The following is a 16,796-nucleotide window of genomic DNA, read 5'->3' on the forward strand; positions in this document are numbered from 1 at the left end:
CCCATCAAATCTGATGGGCTTTTTTATTGCGTGTACGAGTGGTTTTGATTATAATCTAATGCCAACCACATGCTGTTCATGGATATTTATGAAATTGAGATTTTGGCTTGGCTGCGGGATGCTAATCTTGTCCACCATTTCCCATGCCAACATAGATTTGGAAAATAGCACTTGGCACCAGACCTTTTTGGGTCAGCCCAAGACAGCTGAATACATCAAAATCAATTATGATAGTATCGCTCGCCACCCCATGCGTGATGGATTCTACACCAGCGCATGGATTGAGCGACGACATGAACATTTCCAAAAGACCAACTTTGGGCTACGTTATGCCATCGATCGCACGCATTGGCTGGCAGATTGTGCCAATGACCGCTATCTACTTGATGAAATCAGCTGGCATGATGCCAAAGGCAAGCGGCTCAATGGCGCAACCAAAACTGTCAATCCAGCCACCGCCACCGACTGGACTGCGGTCGTGACAGGTAAGCCTGATTATGATGTCTATCAATGGATCTGCTGGATGGATGACGTTAAGGCAAGCAACCAATCCGCCTTGTAGCTGCCATTCATACGTGTTGTGCCAGCTTGGATGTCATGTATTCAGCTTGTGTAATACACAAATCCAATGCTGCCTTCACATTCTGATGATGGACGACCCACCAGTCATCATTCCCCTACGGAAATTGGGTAAAATCTGCTATCATGGGCAAATCTCATTACATACATTAGGAATCATCCATGTACCCATTTATCCGCCTTGGCACAGGCATCGGCAAAAGCATCTATCACACACTAAAAGGCGAGACGCTTGGCGTGACTGACACTGGCGAAGTCAGCTTTGTGTGCAATGTCAATGACATTGATAATTTTCTTGAGATGAATAATGGGCGGATTTTGACGCTGTTTGATTTGGGGCGCAATGATTTTGCCATCCGTACAGGATTGGGCAAAAAACTCCTCACCAACCGCTGGGGGCTGGTGGTGGCAGGCAGCACCATTCAATACCGCAAACGCATCCGCTTATTTGATAAAATCACCATCAAAACACGCATCTGTGCCATCGATGAACGCTGGTTTTATATCGAACAGACCATGTATGCCAAAGGCGTGCCGACCTCTCATGCACTGCTGCGTACTGGCGTCACCAATCTGATGACAGGCAAAGTCATTGATACCAAGCAAGTCTTGGATGCGCTTGGGATGGGTGGGCTTAGCATACCACCTGATACATGGGTGCAGGCATGGATCGATGCCGACAAGCTACGCCCCTTTCCGACTGGCGAATAACCAACAAAGCCCACCGATATGACCATCGATGGGCTTTGTTGATAGCACAAGGCTTATTTTTTCTTATTTTTCTTGGTTGTCGGCTGAGCACCTTGCTCGATGACATCTTTGGTGACGATGACTTCGCTGACATCGGTCATGCTTGGTAGCTCGTACATGGTGTCCATCAAGGCGTTTTCGATGATCGATCTTAGACCTCGAGCACCAGTTTTGCGAGTCATGGCACGCTTAGCAATGGCGGTCAGTGCATCAGGCTCAAAGCTTAATTTCACCCCTTCCATGTCAAACAGGTACTGATACTGCTTGACCAGTGCATTTTTTGGTTCGGTCAAAATCTGCACCAACGCCGCCTCGTCCAGCTCTTCAAGACTTGCAATCACAGGCAGACGACCGATCAGCTCAGGAATCAGACCAAACTTAATCAAGTCCTCAACTTCCACTTCACGGAACAGCTCAGTGATGCTTGATTCATCCGCCGCCTTGACATCGGCATTAAAGCCAATGCCTGTCTTCTCGGTACGCTGACGAATGACTTTATCCAGTCCTGCAAATGCCCCACCAACAATCATCAAAATGTTGCTGGTATCCACCTGAATCATCTCTTGGCGTGGATGCTTACGACCACCTTGCGGTGGGATATTTGCCACCGTGCCTTCGATGAGCTTCAGTAGTGCTTGCTGTACGCCTTCGCCTGAGACATCACGGGTGATGGATGGATTATCGCTTTTTTTGGAAATCTTATCAATCTCATCGATATAGATGATGCCTTTTTGGGTTTTTTCGACATCATAGTCCGCTGCTTGTAGCAGTTTTTGGACGATATTTTCGACATCTTCACCGACATAGCCTGCTTCAGTCAGGGTCGTCGCATCCGCCATCGCAAACGGCACATCCAGCATTTTTGCCAAAGTCTGGGCAAGCAAAGTCTTGCCCGAACCTGTCGGCCCGATCAGCAGAATATTACTCTTGGCAAGCTCCACGCCTGCTTCACGCTCGCTGTCAGCATGGGCGACTTTTAGGCGTTTGTAGTGGTTATATACCGCCACCGACAGGGCTTTTTTGGCGGCATCTTGACCGATGACATAATCATCCAGATGCGCGCGCAGCTCTTTTGGTTTAGGCAATGGGCGATTGAGCCATGCTTCTAGCGCCGCTTTATCTTCTGCTTTATCCGTCTTATCATCATCGGCTTTTTTGGCAGATTTGACTGGTTTTTTGGCAGATTTTTTATCGCCGTCTTTTTTGATAATGTCGCTGAGCAAATCGCCACACATCTCCACGCATTCATTACAAATGTTGGCATCAGTGCCTGCGATCAGCTTTTCGACTTCGGTTTTTTTCTTGCCACAAAACGAGCAGCTAGGTACTTGTGTCTTTGTCATAGCGATCTCTTCTTACAGACCTTTTGGGCGTTTTTGTAGCACGACATCAACCAAGCCGTATTCCTTAGCCTGTTCAGCACTCATAAAGTTATCACGATCGGTATCACGCTCAAGCGTCTCAACTGATTGACCTGTATGCTCCGCCAATAAACGGTTCAGCTTGGCTTTTAGCTCAATGATCTCACGAGCATGAATCTCAATGTCTGATGCCTGACCACGGAATCCGCCCAGCGGCTGATGGATCATCACACGAGAGTTCGCCAGTGCATAGCGCTTGCCCTTTTCGCCAGCTGACAATAGGAACGAACCCATGGATGCAGCTTGACCTAGGCAGATGGTTGAGACGTCTGGCTTGATGAAGTTCATCGTATCATAAATCGCCATGCCTGCCGTCACCACACCCCCTGGAGAGTTGATGTATAGATGAATGTCTTTTTCAGGATTGTCCGCTTCTAGGAATAGCAGCTGAGCGATGATTAAGTTCGCCATATTGTCTTCGACTTGACCAGTCAAAAAAATCACACGCTCACGCAATAGACGAGAGAAAATGTCAAATGAACGCTCGCCACGGCCTGACTGCTCGATGACCATCGGCACGAGCGTATTTTGTGGTGCATGATAGGCATCCGCCAACTGATCATAAAAAGGATTTTGCTTGATATTCATAATTTTTCCAACAGTGAATTGGGTTGATTGCCGTACTTGAGAACAAAAACCCCAATGCATACGCTTTGGGGCATTTGTCAATTTGCTAAATTCAACTTTTAGCCGTCTAAGTACTGGGCAATTAGATGGCTTGTTGTTGTGCTGCCGCCAATAGCTCTTGGTACTTGACTTCTTTGTCAGTCACTTTGGCTTGACCCAGTAGATAATCCACAACTTGATCTTCTAGCACCACAGACTCAACTTGAGCGCGTTGTTGCTTGTCGTTGGTGTAGTAGTCGATGACTTCTTGTGGGTCTTCGTAGTTTTCAGCAGCCTCAGCGATGAACGCAGAAACACGCTCTTGATCCACTTCTAGCTTTTGTGCTTCGATGATTTGGCTAACCAATACGCCTAGACGCACTGAACGAAGTGCTTGGTCTTCAAATAGCTCATTTGGTAGCATATTTGCATCAAAAGTCGCTGGGTTTGCACCGAACTGCTGTGCAAAACGGTTTAGCATCATTTGACGCTGACGGTCGATCTCTTGATCTAGCATCGCTTTTGGCACATCAAATTCGTTCTTTTCTAGCAGTGCATCAAATGCCGCTTGCTTGACTTGGTTGCGTGCTGCGTGCTTAACTTCACGCTCCATGTTCTTGCGAACATCGGCTTTTAGCTTGTCAAGACCGCCTTCGGTCACACCGAATAGTGCGAAGAACTCGTCGTTTAGTTCAGGCAAGGTTGCTGCTTTGACTTCTTTGACAGTGATCACAAACTGAGCTTCTTTGCCCGCTAGGTGTTCTGCTTGATAGTCAGCAGGGAAAGTGACGGTGATGGTTTTTTCTTCACCAGCTTTCATACCTTTCATGCCATCTTCAAAGCCTGGAATCATACGACCTGAGCCGATGACTAGGTTGTAGTTCTCAGCACTGCCACCTTCGAATTTTTCGCCATCGATTGAGCCTGAGAAATCAAATGTTGCTTGGTCGCCATCTTCGATTGCACCATCTTTGGTTTCAAAAGTTTGGCGTTGTTTTTGTAGGCTTTCGATCATCACATCAACATCTTCGTCAGAGACGCTTGCAACTTGACGCTCAACTTCGATCTCGCCAAGACCTTTAACTTCCACTTCTGGGAAGGTCTCAACAGTCGCTTGATATACCAAGAAATCATTTTCTAGCTTGACATCATCGATGTTTGGCACGCCAACCACGCGTACTTTTTCGGCAGCCAAAGCTTCAAATACAGTGTCACGAATCACATCGTTGATCACTTCTTGTTGGATGCCTGCACCATACTGAGCACGGATGTGCGACACTGGTACTTTACCTTTGCGGAAACCGTCAATCTTGGCAGTCTTAGCGACGCTGCGGATACGGCTTTCGACTTTGCTTTGGATGTTGCCCACTGGCACTTTAACGGTTAGCTGTGTTTCTTTGTCAGAGATGACATTCACAGATACTTGTAGATCGCTCATAATTCACCTTAATATCATTAAAAATAAAACAGTTTGCCCTAGGGCATAAAATTCGGATATGCTTGCTAACTAATTTCCATATTTAGATATAATTAACAATAAGCATATAAATAGACTAAAAGCAATACAGTATACCCATATCAAGCTAAAATTACAACTCAATTTGCTTGAAAAACCGTACAATCGCTCAACTTGCGTAACCAAATCAAAGCGTATTCATACTTTTGAGCTGATGATGCAGCTGCTGTAGGGCTTGGCCACGGTGGCTGATGGCATTTTTATCTACTTTATTCAGCTCAGCTGATGATTTGCCAAGATTTGGGATCAAAAACAGCGGATCATAGCCAAAGCCCTGCTCGCCACGCGGTGCATCCAAAATCTCGCCCTGCCATTTGCCAATCGCAATCAGTGGCAACGGATCATCGGCATGACGCACCATCGCAAGCACACAGACAAAAAACCCTGCAATCGGTGCATCACCCCGATAAGGTAAAAGATCCGCCAAAAGCTTCTCGTTATTGGCAGCGTCATCGCCATGCGTACCTGCGTAGCGTGCCGAATATATCCCTGGTGCATTGCCAAGGATAGGTACACACAGGCCACTGTCATCAGCGATGGCAGGTAGGCCACTGGCACGGGAGGCATGACGGGCTTTGATGATGGCGTTTTCGACAAAGCTTTGCCCATCTTCGATGGCATCATCAATGCCTAAGCTGCCTTGACTGATGATCTCGACACCTAGATTTGCCTGATCAAACAGTACTTGAAATTCGGCAAGCTTGCCTTTGTTATTGCTGGCTAAGACCCATTGCTTCATAAGATTTCCTTCAATGTTGCTCAATTAAACTAGTGATGCCACCGCACTGATTGGCAGATGATCGGATAAATTTGACCACGGCACACCGCCATGCACCATCGCATTATGCACCTGTAGTCCACGCACATAGATGCGATCAAGGCTGAGCATCGGCATCTTGGCAGGATAAGTCGCAGGATATGCACCATGACAGGTATCAAACACTTCAACCAGCCCAAGCCCTGACAATGCTTGACAAGACTTTTTTGACCAATCATTAAAATCCCCTGCCAAAATCAATGGCACTTGTGTGTCCAATGTGGCGATATACTCACGGATGGCTTGATACTGTTTTAGCCTGTCTTTATGTAGTAAATTTAAATGACAACACAGTACAATCACTGGCATCTGCCAGCCATCAGGTGTCACTTCGCAGTGCAAAATACCGCGTTTTTCTAGGCGATTGACAGTGATGTTCAGATTATGCTTGGGGTCAAGCGGATGACGTGACAGCACGGCATTGCCATGATGACCATGCTCGTATTCGGCATTTTTGCCATAACTGTCTGAGTAGCCCAAAAACTCGCCAAACCACTCATGCTGCGGCTGTGACGGAAACTCATTAAAGGCGATGGCGCGCTTTAGATTTTGCCCTTGGACTTCTTGTAGGCAGATGATGTCGGGGTTTAGGCGTGCCAACGCATCTTTCATGCCAAAAAGTCGCACGGCACGATTGGTCGGCGACATACCTTTGTGGATATTAAAACTGGTAATCGTGATGGGTGTCATGAGTGAATTTATCGCAATAAAAGGTTATTGTAGCATGATTTTGGCTTGCAAAATACGCATTTGGACGCATAATAGACGGTAACTTTTTGATTTTTGAGATGGAATTAACGATGAATACAATTGATTTGACCACAAGCCCCTTAGATGCTCGCTTGGCATTGGTGGATTTTGATAAAGCGACCCCAAACACTCTACAGACCTTAACCGAACAAGCCTTGCAAACTGCCAGCGATAAGCTTGATACCATCGAAGCCATGAATGGTGATGTGAGTGTGGCAGATGCCTTTGAGCAGATTGCAGAGTTTAATGCGCTCAGCCGTGTGATTGAGCGTCATTTTGGTGTATTGTCGCACCTAAACAGCGTGGCAAGCACCGATGAGATTCGCCATGCACATCACGAAGTCCTGCCGAAGCTATCTGCCTTTGGCACTCGTGTAGGTCAGTCAAAAGCACTATATCAGCTATATCAGACGGTGCATGACGGCTTTGAGCACTTGCCAAATGAGCACCAAAGCGATGCCCAACGCCAAGCCATCAAAAAAGCCCTACAAAGCTTTGTGCTGTCAGGCGTGGCACTCGATGATGCCAAAAAAGCACAATTTGCCGACATTCAAAGCAAGCTTAGCCTGCTATCCGCCAAGTTTTCGGATAATCTGATGGACGCCACTCGCCACTATGCTCGCCCACTGACTACTGATGAGTTATCAGGGATGAGTGAGAATGGCTTGGCACTGCTCAAGGCTGCAGGCGATGCCTATCGCACTGCCCATCCCAATGCTCATATACCAACTGATTATGTAGCGACACTTGATATTCCAATGTATTTGGCGGTGATTAGCTTTGCTGATAGCCGAGCGTTGCGTGAAGAGATTTATCATGCTTATAACACCCGTGCATCTGACCAAAGCCCTGATACGACAGAGTTTGACAACTCGCCGCTGATGACCGATATCATCAATCTGCGTACCCAAAAAGCCAAACTGCTGGGCATGGCTGATTATAGCGAATATTCTCTGGCTACCAAAATGGCCGAAAATAGCCAAGAAATCGAAGCTTTCTTATTAGATTTATCAAACAAAGCCAAGCCAAAAGCATTGGCAGAATATGCCGAATTGCAAGACTTTGCCAAAACCTTGAGCATTGATGAGCTCAAGCCTTGGGATGTCGCCTATGTCAGCGAAAAAATCCGCCAAGCCAAATTCAGCCTAACCTCTGATGAGCTGCGTCCTTATTTCCCTTTGCCTGTGGTGCTAGATGGCCTGTTTGATATTTGCCGCACTTTATTTGGCGTTGTGATTAGTGTTGCGGATAAGCAGGCATATACCGCTTGGCATGATGATGTGTTATTTTGTCAATTAAGCGATGAAAATAGCGGTGAGCTATTGGGCGGTCTGTATCTTGACCTATTTGCCCGTAGTGGCAAGCAAGGCGGCGCATGGCTTGATGATTTCCAAAAACGCAACGAGCAAGGCGATAGCATCACCTTGCCTGTGGGCTTTATTGTGGGGAATTTTGCCCCACCGGTGAATGACAAGCCAAGCTTGCTATCTTTTGACGAAGCCAATACCTTATTCCATGAATTTGGCCATGCCCTGCACCATCTATTGACCGAAGTGGATGTCGCCGATGTGGCAGGTATCAGCGGCGTGGAATGGGATGCGGTCGAGCTACCGAGTCAGTTTATGGAAAATTTTGCCATCACCGATGAAGGCTTGCAAAAAATCAGTCGTCATATCGACACAGACGAGCCACTACCAAACGATAAAAAAGACGCACTGATTCGCACCAAAAATTTCCAAACAGGGCTACAGACCCTACGCCAAATGGAGTTTGGGCTGTATGATTTGCGTCTGCATACTCAGTCGATGGCAAACTTTGGTCATGTCAGTTATGCAGACATCCTATCTGTCGCCGATGCCGTCCGCCAAGAGATTGCCGTGGTGATGCCGCCTACCTATCAGCGATTTGGCAATGGCTTTAGTCATATTTTTGCAGGTGGTTATGCCTGTGGCTATTATTCGTATATCTGGGCTGAAGTGCTATCGGCGGATGCGTTTGGTAAATTTGAAGAAGATGGCGTGTTCAATTCTGCTACTGGTCGCACCTTCCGTGCTGAGATTTTGGCGCGTGGCAGCTCACGAGATGCCAAGGATAACTATGTGGCATTCCGCGGTCGCAAGGCCACCAATGAAGCACTGCTTCGTCATCGTGGCTTGGCATAGGGTGTCGTGATGCGTTATCAATCCAATCGCCCAAAACGCCAGTTCTTGGCTGGCGTCGCTTGCCCATCGTGCAAAAAAGTCGATGTCGTCGTGCAGATTCAGGTATTCACCCCACAGTTTGATGAATACATCGAGTGCATCGACTGTGGTCATAGCGAACGCCGCCCCACCCCTGATGAGACCACCATCATCCAAGAACAAAATGCCAAAGCCGATGGCGTGGGTGTGGTGAAGTTTAAATAATAAGTATTTATAAATAAAAAAACCGAGCTGATGTGAACCGCACCCCAAAAGTTAGACAGCCTTTGGGGTGTTTTTATGACCAAATACACAATGGACTTTAAACTGTCCGTCATTCAACATTATTTAACAGGACATAGTTACAATCAGACAGCCAAATTTTTTGGCATAGAAAGCTCTATCATCCAAAACTGGGTGAGACTCTACCAAACTCATGGGATTGATGGCATTCGCCCAAGAACAAGCAAAGCCAGTTATTCACCAGCATTTAAACACACAGCAGTATTACAATTACTCTCTGGCAAATCTATGCCAACAGTTGCCACTGAATTAAACATCAGTAGCCCAAGTGTGCTCTTTCAATGGTTAAAAGCTTATCAAACTCATGGTATCATGGGACTTACTCCCAAACCTAAAGGCAGAAGACCTATGAGCAAATCAACCAATAAATCAGATAAAGTAGCCAAAGCAACGAAAACAAGCAAAGTAGCTAAAACAGCCAAGGTGGACAGGACAGATAAAACACTAACCAATGAACACGCCGAGTTACTCAGACGCATTCAATATCTAGAAGCTGAGAATGCTTATCTAAAAAAGCTCGATGCCTTAATTCGTCAAAAACACAACGCATCATCACCCAAGAAAAAGTGATGATTGTGCAAGAATTAAGGCAAACCTATCTGATTGATGATTTGCTTAACGTGTCACACTTACCAAGAAGTACTTTTTACTATCATCTAAAACAATTAAGCAGACCTGAGCAAGACACTGTTATCAAAGATAAAATCCAAAACATCTACCACGCTCACAAAGGCAGATATGGCTATCGGCGTATTACCCTAGCACTAAAGCAGTTAGGCTTTGTTATCAATCATAAAAAAGTGCAACGGCTAATGCACGAGCTTGGGCTTAAAGCAGTAATTCGTCGTAAGCGAAGCAAACACAGCACTTACCGTGGACGAGTAGGCAAAATCGCTACCAATGTCTTAAACCGTGATTTTAAAGCAGACAAGCCCAATCATAAATGGGCAACAGATGTCACTGAGTTTAAAATACAAAGCAAAACTTATGATGGCGGTATCAAAGAGCAAAAGCTGTATTTATCACCCATCATTGATTTGTATAATGGTGAGATCATTAGCTACAGTATCAAAGACAGACCGACTTATGAGTTAGTGCAAGACATGCTACACAAAGCCATAACAACGCTAACTGGTGATGACAAACCCATCTTGCATTCTGACCAAGGCTGGCATTATCAAATGAGCAATTACCAACAAACCTTAAAAGACAATGACATTATCCAAAGTATGTCAAGAAAAGGTAACTGCTTGGATAATGCAGTGATAGAGAGTTTCTTTGGGACATTAAAAGAAGAGATATTTTATGAGAAAACTAAATTCACTTCACCAGATGAGCTTAGAAAAGTGATTGATGAGTACATTCACTACTACAACCATGATAGAATAAAGAGCAAATTAAAAGGACTGAGTCCTGTACAATACAGAACTCAGTCCTTGATGAAACCTTAACCGTTAATCTTAGTGTCTAAGAATTGGGGGTCGGTTCATGATGGCTCGGTTTTTTTGATGATGGCGAATTACCATTCAAAATTAACGCCGACATTATAGGCTGTACCGCCACCATTGGTGCTGGTGGCAACACCCATTTTGGTAGCAAAGTTTTGATTAAAGCGGTAGCCTGCGCCGACGGCGACGGCCTGCTGTGACTGATAGCCGCCGATCGCTGCAGTTGCGTTAAATCTGCCGATGCCATAAGGTTGGAACAGACCGCTCAATGCTGCGTTCGCCGCCATGCCGCTTTCAAAGTCTTTTTCTAGCACATCCATTCTGCCAGACAGTGCGGTGACTTTGTTGTCAAGCGCACCGACTTGGGTATCCAAGCGGCTGATGGCTTGAGTGTGTTGCAGCGTTTGGGTATTTAGTGTCTCGATCGCTGTGCCGTGTGCAGCCACCTGCTGACCCAGAGCTGCCACCACACCGGCATCGGCTTTATTTTCAGCGATGGCCAAAGCGCTGGCTGCGGTGGTATTCGCCTGATTGGCCAGCTGCTCTGCATTGGCTGCGGTGGTGCGTACTTCGCTGGTCAGTTGTTGGGCGTCTGCCACCAAGATTTTGGCTTGCTGCGCTGAGTCGGTGGCAACGGTTGCGGCAGTTTGGGCGATGCTTGCCTGTTCGGTGGCAATGGCGGCCGATGCAGATGCGTCTTGTTGTGACGCTTTGGCAGCGGCAGCTTGCTCAGTGGCAGCAGTTTGTGCTTGCTGTGCGGCAGTGGCTGAGTTTTGAGCATCGCTTGCAGACTGGGTAGCTGCAGCCTGGGCTGCAGTTGCAGTTTTGGCTTGTTCTGCAGCAGTTGTCGCTGATTGAGCAGCATTGGCAGCTGAAGTGTTGGCAGTGTTCGCAGAAGTAGCTGCCGCATCTTGTGAAGCTTTGGCGGCTGTTGCTGCAGTTTCAGCAGCCGATTGAGCGATCTGGGCTTTATCAGCTGAAGTTGCGGCGGCGATTTGCGCGCCGGTTGCAGCGGTTGCTGATTTTTCAGCAGCGACCGCTTGTTCGACTGCTTTAACTTGAGCGACTTGGGCAGTTTGGGCTGAATCAGCTGCTTTTGTCGCAGATACAGTGGCAGCAGTTTGTGCTTGCTGTGCGGCAGTGGCTGAGTTTTGAGCATCGCTTGCAGACTGGGTAGCTGCAGCCTGGGCTGCAGTTGCAGTTTTGGCTTGTTCTGCAGCAGTTGTCGCTGATTGAGCAGCATTGGCAGCTGAAGTGTTGGCAGTGTTCGCAGAAGTAGCTGCCGCATCTTGTGAAGCTTTGGCGGCTGTTGCTGCAGTTTCAGCAGCCGATTGAGCGATCTGGGCTTTATCAGCTGAAGTTGCGGCGGCGATTTGCGCGCCGGTTGCAGCGGTTGCTGATTTTTCAGCAGCGGCCGCTTGTTCGACTGCTTTAACTTGAGCGACTTGGGCAGTTTGGGCTGAATCAGCTGCTTTTGTCGCAGATACAGTGGCAGCAGTTTGTGCTTGCTGTGCGGCAGTGGCTGAGTTTTGAGCATCGCTTGCAGACTGGGTAGCTGCAGCCTGGGCTGCAGTTGCAGTTTTGGCTTGTTCTGCAGCAGTTGTCGCTGATTGAGCAGCATTGGCAGCTGAAGTGTTGGCAGTGTTCGCAGAAGTAGCTGCCGCATCTTGTGAAGCTTTGGCGGCTGTTGCTGCAGTTTCAGCAGCCGATTGAGCCTTGTCAATATCCACTTTCATATCACGAACAACACGATCCGCATAACCTTCTGCGTGTGAAGCCACTTGAGTTAGTGCCGCTGATACTTCATCTTTGCTTGCTTTGCTGTCTACTTTTGTAGATAAAGCATTAACAGTTATAGCATCTGCTTTGGTAGCAATGACAGCATCTTGCGCTTGGTTTTGAGCATCGACATAGCTGATGTCAGCTTTAGTGTTCACAGTTTCTGTCAAAGCAGTGACAGTTGTAGCATCTGCTTTGGTAGCAACAGTTTGGCTAAGTTCATTCAAAGCTGATTGATCGGCTTTGGTATCTACTTTTGTAGATAAAGCAGTGACAGTTGTGGCATCTGCTTTGGTGGCAATGACAGCATCTTGCGCTTGGTTTTGAGCATCGACATAGCTGATGTCAGCTTTGGTGTCTACTTTTGTAGATAAAGCATTAACAGTTTCAGTGTCTGCTTTGGTGTTTACCTTGTCAGACAAAGCAGTGACGGTGGTAACATCTGCTTTAGTGGCAATTGCTCGAGTGTTTGCATCAGCAGTTTGTTGTGCTTTATTAGCAGTAGTTTGAGCGGCATCTGCCAGTGCTTTGATAACGGCATCTTGACGATCCGCATAACCTTCTGCATGTGAAGCCACTTGAGTCAGTGCTGCTGATACTTCATCTTTGCTTGCTTTGGTGTCTACTTTTGTAGATAAAGCATTAACAGTTTCAGTGTCTGCCTTAGTGTTTACCTTGTCAGACAAAGCAGTGACGGTGGTAACATCTGCTTTAGTGGCAATTGCTTGAGTGTTTGCATCAGCAGTTTGTTGTGCTTTATTAGCAGTAGTTTGAGCGGCATCTGCAAGTGTTTTGATAACAGCATCTTTACGATCCGCATAACCTTCTGCATGTGAAGCCGCTTGAGTTAGTGCTGCTGATACTTCATCTTTGCTTGCTTTGGTGTCTACTTTTTCTGCCAATGTGGTGACAGTGGTAGCATCTGCTTTGGTTGCAATTGCTTGAGTGTTTGCATCAGCAGTTTGTTGTGCTTTATTAGCAGTAGTTTGAGCGGCATCTGCAAGTGTTTTGATAACAGCATCTTTACGATCCGCATAACCTTCTGCATGTGAAGCCGCTTGAGTTAGTGCTGCTGATACTTCATCTTTGCTTGCTTTGGTGTCTACTTTTTCTGCCAATGTGGTGACAGTGGTAGCATCTGCTTTGGTTGCAATTGCTTGAGTGTTTGCATCAGCAGTTTGTTGTGCTTTATTAGCAGTAGTTTGAGCGGCATCTGCAAGTGTTTTGATAACAGCATCTTTACGATCCGCATAACCTTCTGCATGTGAAGCCGCTTGAGTTAGTGCTGCTGATACTTCATCTTTGCTTGCTTTGGTATCTACTTTTTCTGCCAATGTGGTGACAGTTGTGGCATCTGCTTTGGCATCCACTTGTTCAGACAAGGTGGTTAATTGGGTCTTAATTTCACTGATACTTTTTGTCGCAGCACCTACCGATTGCTTGGTTGCTTTGCCCTTATCCATTTGACTGACTTTTTCATTCAGCGCATCCAGCGTAACTTGATCAGCCTTGGTTGCGATCGCTGCATCCTGCGCTTGATTTTGTGCATCGACATAAGCCACCGTCGCAAGCATCGTGTTTGGCGTCGGATTTGTCACTTCATTTGGATCAGCATCGATCGTCACATTATGCCCAGAAGTCGGTGGTGTCACAGGTGTGCTTGGCATCGGTTCGGTTTTTGGTGCAGGTGCCAAGACCTCACCATCGATCACAACTTCATGCACAGGCGTCGGACTGGTTGCTGGCGGCAGCACAGTACCATCGATCTCAACGGTGTGCGAAGGCGTCGTGTTTGGCGCAGTAGGCGTTGTCTGAGCGGCGACATTTTTATGATACTGCTCATCCGTCATTTCAAAATCAAGCTCAAGATCATCAAAAGCCACCGCAGTCACCGATGCAGACGCCACCACCATCGCCAGTGTAGCCGTACTCACCGCCTTTATTAAAGATGGTTTTTTGACTTCACTGCTTGATGATTTGACCGCACCACGAGCCAGCTCAGATGTCACTGTCCATTGTTGAGTCGTTCGATTGAACACCACTTTAAATACTTTATTCATCACAAAATCCTATTGAAGCTGATATGTATAAAAATTGTTGCCAATTACTGCTAATTGTTTCTAAATTTACTAAATTAAACCATAATTTGGTCTAAAGTAAAAGCCAATTTCTTAAAAAATCATTATAATTTTTATGCAATTTTGGAATAAAAAAAACACCCATCGGCACCACCTGTCACTATTTCAGATATTTTCACTATTATCAGAAAAATAACTTATAAATCAGCCCTTGTCTAAAGTTTTAGCCATCATACTTTGGTTAATTCTATGTTTTTTCTGATAAATATGTCGGAATATCTGTATAATCAGAGCATCAGTTTATTAATATCTCATGCCTGAAATGCGCTGTAATTTATAGGTAAATCTTATAAATAACAACCACGCTTAATAGCGTATCGCTACCTTTGGCTCACATCACAAACCCAATCAGCTGCAACAGATGAAGTTTTTTCATCAAGATCGCACATGCTGATCATATTAAGCGCAGACTTGCTATTGGTGAGACAATCACTTTTTTACTAGGCACTGAGGGCAGTATAACAACATAGTGCGACATTTTGTGTCGCATACAGGAGAGTGCATAATAAATAACCGCACAATGGCGGTTATTTATTATTGAGCAATGGGTTCAATTTGATTTTTTGATCAAGTTTTTCTAATTTGTCTGTATAACTTTCAATCGCATTTATATCCCATGTTTCATGCATTAGCATGATTAGCTGACTTAGGCTTTGGGTGCTACGCCCACTATTGAGCCGTGCGATGACTTTTCCGCATTTTGCATCAGGCATCAGATTGGATAATCGTGAGTTTTCGCTATGACTTACCAAACACAGATTGCCCAATTGATTCAGTACTATTAAATCATCACCTGTTTTTCGATTGGATTTATCTTCTGGATGGCGTGGATAACAATGTTCAATCGATGAGCGATGCATAAAGACAAACTTAGCAAAAGCTGCTTTTAATTTTTCGGCATCTTTGTTTTGACTCTCTACATACTGACCAAAAAACTCTGTACGCTCTTCTTTCCACTGATACCACAAACGATAATCAACATAATTGAGCATAAAATAAGACACATTAGGGTAGCTTAGTTTGCCCTGCTGTTTTTGTTTTTGGTAATAGCCATGTGCTAAACAATGCAGTTTATTAAGAAACTTCTTATCAAAATCTTCATCTTTAGTCTGATCATGATTCTTCCACAAATACGCCAAAACATCCTGTAGCCAAGTTTTATAAATACGGCTCGGATGCGACACATGAAACATCGCCTGCACCATCACCAGATGCTCGTTAAATTCAGACTCCTCCTTGTTGGTTTGAAAAGTATTTTTGGCATAGATACTCTTATTCTTACTCAGCTCAGGCTGTAAAATCGCCCATTTAACCTCCGTCCCGTCACTTGCCTTGCGATTATCCTGTTTGATGACATAATAATCAAACAACAAACGGCATTTTAACAAATCCATCGCAAATCGCTTCACTGCTTCTGCATCCTTCAAAGATTCAAACGCTGTCAGCAAAGACTCATCATCCAAGCTGATTTTTTCTTTTTCGTCCGTTACCGTTTCTCGCACTTTTAGCACATGCAATAAAAAGTTTGGAAAATCAATCACCGATTGGTATTTGCCATCATCGGCATGATTATCATCTTTGGGTTTTTCGATGGATGGGTTTTGCTCTGGATCAATCAAATCTAGTATTGACATTGCAGCATTCGATTGATTCTGCTGATTTTTATTTGCCTGTGTTAATAAATCTTTAAATTCATCAAATTCTAAGCTGCATTGTTTATCAATAAAGTTTTGTTTGAAGTATTTCTCTCGCATATTGGTCGGCAAGCCCGATACCGCAAAGCGACTCATATCCGAACAGGCATCCCAAATCATCGCAAATGCTTTTTGGTCTTTTTGGTCTTTTTGGTCTTTTTGGTCTAATTTACCCATCAACTGCGCCTTGATGATTTCATGCTTTTCAAGCTGTTCGCCGCGTGTGTTCATGATTTCAAAATAATGGTTCAAATCTGTATCTTCAGGCACGATGGTGCGGCAGATTTTTACTTGTTCATTGATAAATTTTTTAAATGAATCAATCAATAGCTTATCACCTTCGGATTTTATGCCATTCAAATTTTTAAGATTCATCAATGCCTGCCACATTTCATCAAAGCCACAAGCGATACTGCTATCGGTTTTTATCGCTATCTTTGGATCATCGATTTGCGCCTTGGACTCTGGACGAGATTCAAAGTCAAGGTTGGTCATCGATTTCTCACCCCACTGAACTTCACGCAATGTACAACTGCCATCAAACTTGGACAAGCACTGATTCAAAATATGCAAAGTCGTCAAGCGCTGCTGACCATCAATGACTTCATACTTGCCATCAGCTCGCTGATACACCACCAAAGTGCCAAGATAATAAGCCTTATTCTTATCCTGCTCAAAAGCTTTATACAAATCCCAAACCAACTGCCCAATCTCATCGCTACCCCATGCATAGTTGCGCTGATAGACAGGGATTAGATATTGATCTTGGCTTAATAGATCCTTGATTGTTAATAATTTGACTGCTTCGCTCATTA

Annotated in this window: 12 protein-coding genes; 5 read left to right on the forward strand and 7 right to left on the reverse strand. The window is 45.3% G+C overall.

Translation table 11 applies throughout. The features are described from left to right. Positions 1 to 88 precede the first annotated feature (88 nt). Complete coding sequence (locus NKU06_RS03445) at positions 89 to 562, forward strand: hypothetical protein (protein ID WP_254728791.1); 474 nt, start codon at positions 89 to 91, stop codon at positions 560 to 562. Positions 563 to 741: 179 nt separating this feature from the next. After that, positions 742 to 1,290, forward strand: a complete 549-nt coding sequence (locus NKU06_RS03450; RefSeq protein ID WP_254728792.1) for an acyl-CoA thioesterase — start codon at positions 742 to 744, stop codon at positions 1,288 to 1,290. Between the two features lie 53 nt (positions 1,291 to 1,343). Here the strand turns inward: NKU06_RS03450 and clpX are convergent, their stop codons facing one another. The 5 genes from clpX to NKU06_RS03475 all read right to left on the reverse strand — a co-directional run bounded on the left by clpX (position 1,344) and on the right by NKU06_RS03475 (position 6,379). Beyond that, positions 1,344 to 2,672, reverse strand: coding sequence for an ATP-dependent protease ATP-binding subunit ClpX (clpX, locus tag NKU06_RS03455; RefSeq protein WP_254728793.1), 1,329 nt, complete (start codon positions 2,670 to 2,672; stop codon positions 1,344 to 1,346). Between the two features lie 12 nt (positions 2,673 to 2,684). After that, positions 2,685 to 3,338: an ATP-dependent Clp endopeptidase proteolytic subunit ClpP gene (gene clpP, locus NKU06_RS03460; protein ID WP_256523144.1), complete on the reverse strand. Its 654-nt coding sequence runs from the start codon at positions 3,336 to 3,338 to the stop codon at positions 2,685 to 2,687. Between the two features lie 121 nt (positions 3,339 to 3,459). Further along, on the reverse strand, positions 3,460 to 4,797 hold the full coding sequence (tig, locus tag NKU06_RS03465; protein ID WP_254732134.1) for a trigger factor: 1,338 nt from the start codon (positions 4,795 to 4,797) through the stop codon (positions 3,460 to 3,462). A 202-nt stretch (positions 4,798 to 4,999) separates the two neighbouring features. Then, on the reverse strand, positions 5,000 to 5,611 hold the full coding sequence (gene rdgB, locus NKU06_RS03470; RefSeq protein WP_254728794.1) for an RdgB/HAM1 family non-canonical purine NTP pyrophosphatase: 612 nt from the start codon (positions 5,609 to 5,611) through the stop codon (positions 5,000 to 5,002). Between the two features lie 24 nt (positions 5,612 to 5,635). Beyond that, positions 5,636 to 6,379 (reverse strand): endonuclease/exonuclease/phosphatase family protein, encoded by a 744-nt coding sequence (locus NKU06_RS03475; RefSeq protein WP_254728795.1) that lies wholly within the window; start codon positions 6,377 to 6,379, stop codon positions 5,636 to 5,638. A gap of 110 nt (positions 6,380 to 6,489) precedes the next feature. On the opposite strand from NKU06_RS03475, the gene NKU06_RS03480 reads away from it, so the two are divergent. The 3 genes from NKU06_RS03480 to NKU06_RS03490 all read left to right on the forward strand — a co-directional run bounded on the left by NKU06_RS03480 (position 6,490) and on the right by NKU06_RS03490 (position 10,373). Then, positions 6,490 to 8,601, forward strand: a complete 2,112-nt coding sequence (locus NKU06_RS03480; RefSeq protein WP_254728796.1) for a M3 family metallopeptidase — start codon at positions 6,490 to 6,492, stop codon at positions 8,599 to 8,601. A gap of 9 nt (positions 8,602 to 8,610) precedes the next feature. Continuing rightward, positions 8,611 to 8,844 (forward strand): YheV family putative metal-binding protein, encoded by a 234-nt coding sequence (locus NKU06_RS03485; RefSeq protein ID WP_253222903.1) that lies wholly within the window; start codon positions 8,611 to 8,613, stop codon positions 8,842 to 8,844. A 75-nt stretch (positions 8,845 to 8,919) separates the two neighbouring features. Further along, positions 8,920 to 10,373, forward strand: a protein-coding gene (locus NKU06_RS03490; protein WP_254728775.1) for an IS3 family transposase whose coding sequence is annotated in 2 segments (ribosomal slippage) — positions 8,920 to 9,430 and positions 9,430 to 10,373 — 1,455 coding nt in all. Because the reading frame shifts where the segments join, the coding sequence is not laid out codon by codon here. 68 nt (positions 10,374 to 10,441) lie between these two features. Here the strand turns inward: NKU06_RS03490 and NKU06_RS03495 are convergent. Then, entirely contained in the window at positions 10,442 to 14,209 is a 3,768-nt protein-coding gene (locus tag NKU06_RS03495) for a YadA-like family protein (protein ID WP_254728797.1), read from the reverse strand. Between the two features lie 605 nt (positions 14,210 to 14,814). Next, positions 14,815 to 16,794, reverse strand: coding sequence for a DUF262 domain-containing protein (locus NKU06_RS03500; RefSeq protein WP_254728798.1), 1,980 nt, complete (start codon positions 16,792 to 16,794; stop codon positions 14,815 to 14,817). Positions 16,795 to 16,796 lie beyond the last annotated feature (2 nt).

The organism is Moraxella sp. FZLJ2109, from assembly GCF_024296965.1.
GTDB lineage: Bacteria > Pseudomonadota > Gammaproteobacteria > Pseudomonadales > Moraxellaceae > Moraxella.

What these genes read in the sequence shown, in the direction of transcription:
- rdgB (WP_254728794.1), bottom strand. Translation starts at nt 5,611, where the DNA reads ATGAAGCAATGGGTCTTAGCCAGCAATAACAAAGGCAAGCTTGCCGAA.
- NKU06_RS03475 (WP_254728795.1), bottom strand. Translation starts at nt 6,379, where the DNA reads ATGACACCCATCACGATTACCAGTTTTAATATCCACAAAGGTATGTCG.
- clpP (WP_256523144.1), bottom strand. Translation starts at nt 3,338, where the DNA reads ATGAATATCAAGCAAAATCCTTTTTATGATCAGTTGGCGGATGCCTAT.
- NKU06_RS03495 (WP_254728797.1), bottom strand. Translation starts at nt 14,209, where the DNA reads ATGAATAAAGTATTTAAAGTGGTGTTCAATCGAACGACTCAACAATGG.
- NKU06_RS03480 (WP_254728796.1), top strand. Translation starts at nt 6,490, where the DNA reads ATGAATACAATTGATTTGACCACAAGCCCCTTAGATGCTCGCTTGGCA.
- NKU06_RS03445 (WP_254728791.1), top strand. Translation starts at nt 89, where the DNA reads ATGAAATTGAGATTTTGGCTTGGCTGCGGGATGCTAATCTTGTCCACC.
- NKU06_RS03485 (WP_253222903.1), top strand. Translation starts at nt 8,611, where the DNA reads ATGCGTTATCAATCCAATCGCCCAAAACGCCAGTTCTTGGCTGGCGTC.
- clpX (WP_254728793.1), bottom strand. Translation starts at nt 2,672, where the DNA reads ATGACAAAGACACAAGTACCTAGCTGCTCGTTTTGTGGCAAGAAAAAA.
- NKU06_RS03500 (WP_254728798.1), bottom strand. Translation starts at nt 16,794, where the DNA reads ATGAGCGAAGCAGTCAAATTATTAACAATCAAGGATCTATTAAGCCAA.
- NKU06_RS03450 (WP_254728792.1), top strand. Translation starts at nt 742, where the DNA reads ATGTACCCATTTATCCGCCTTGGCACAGGCATCGGCAAAAGCATCTAT.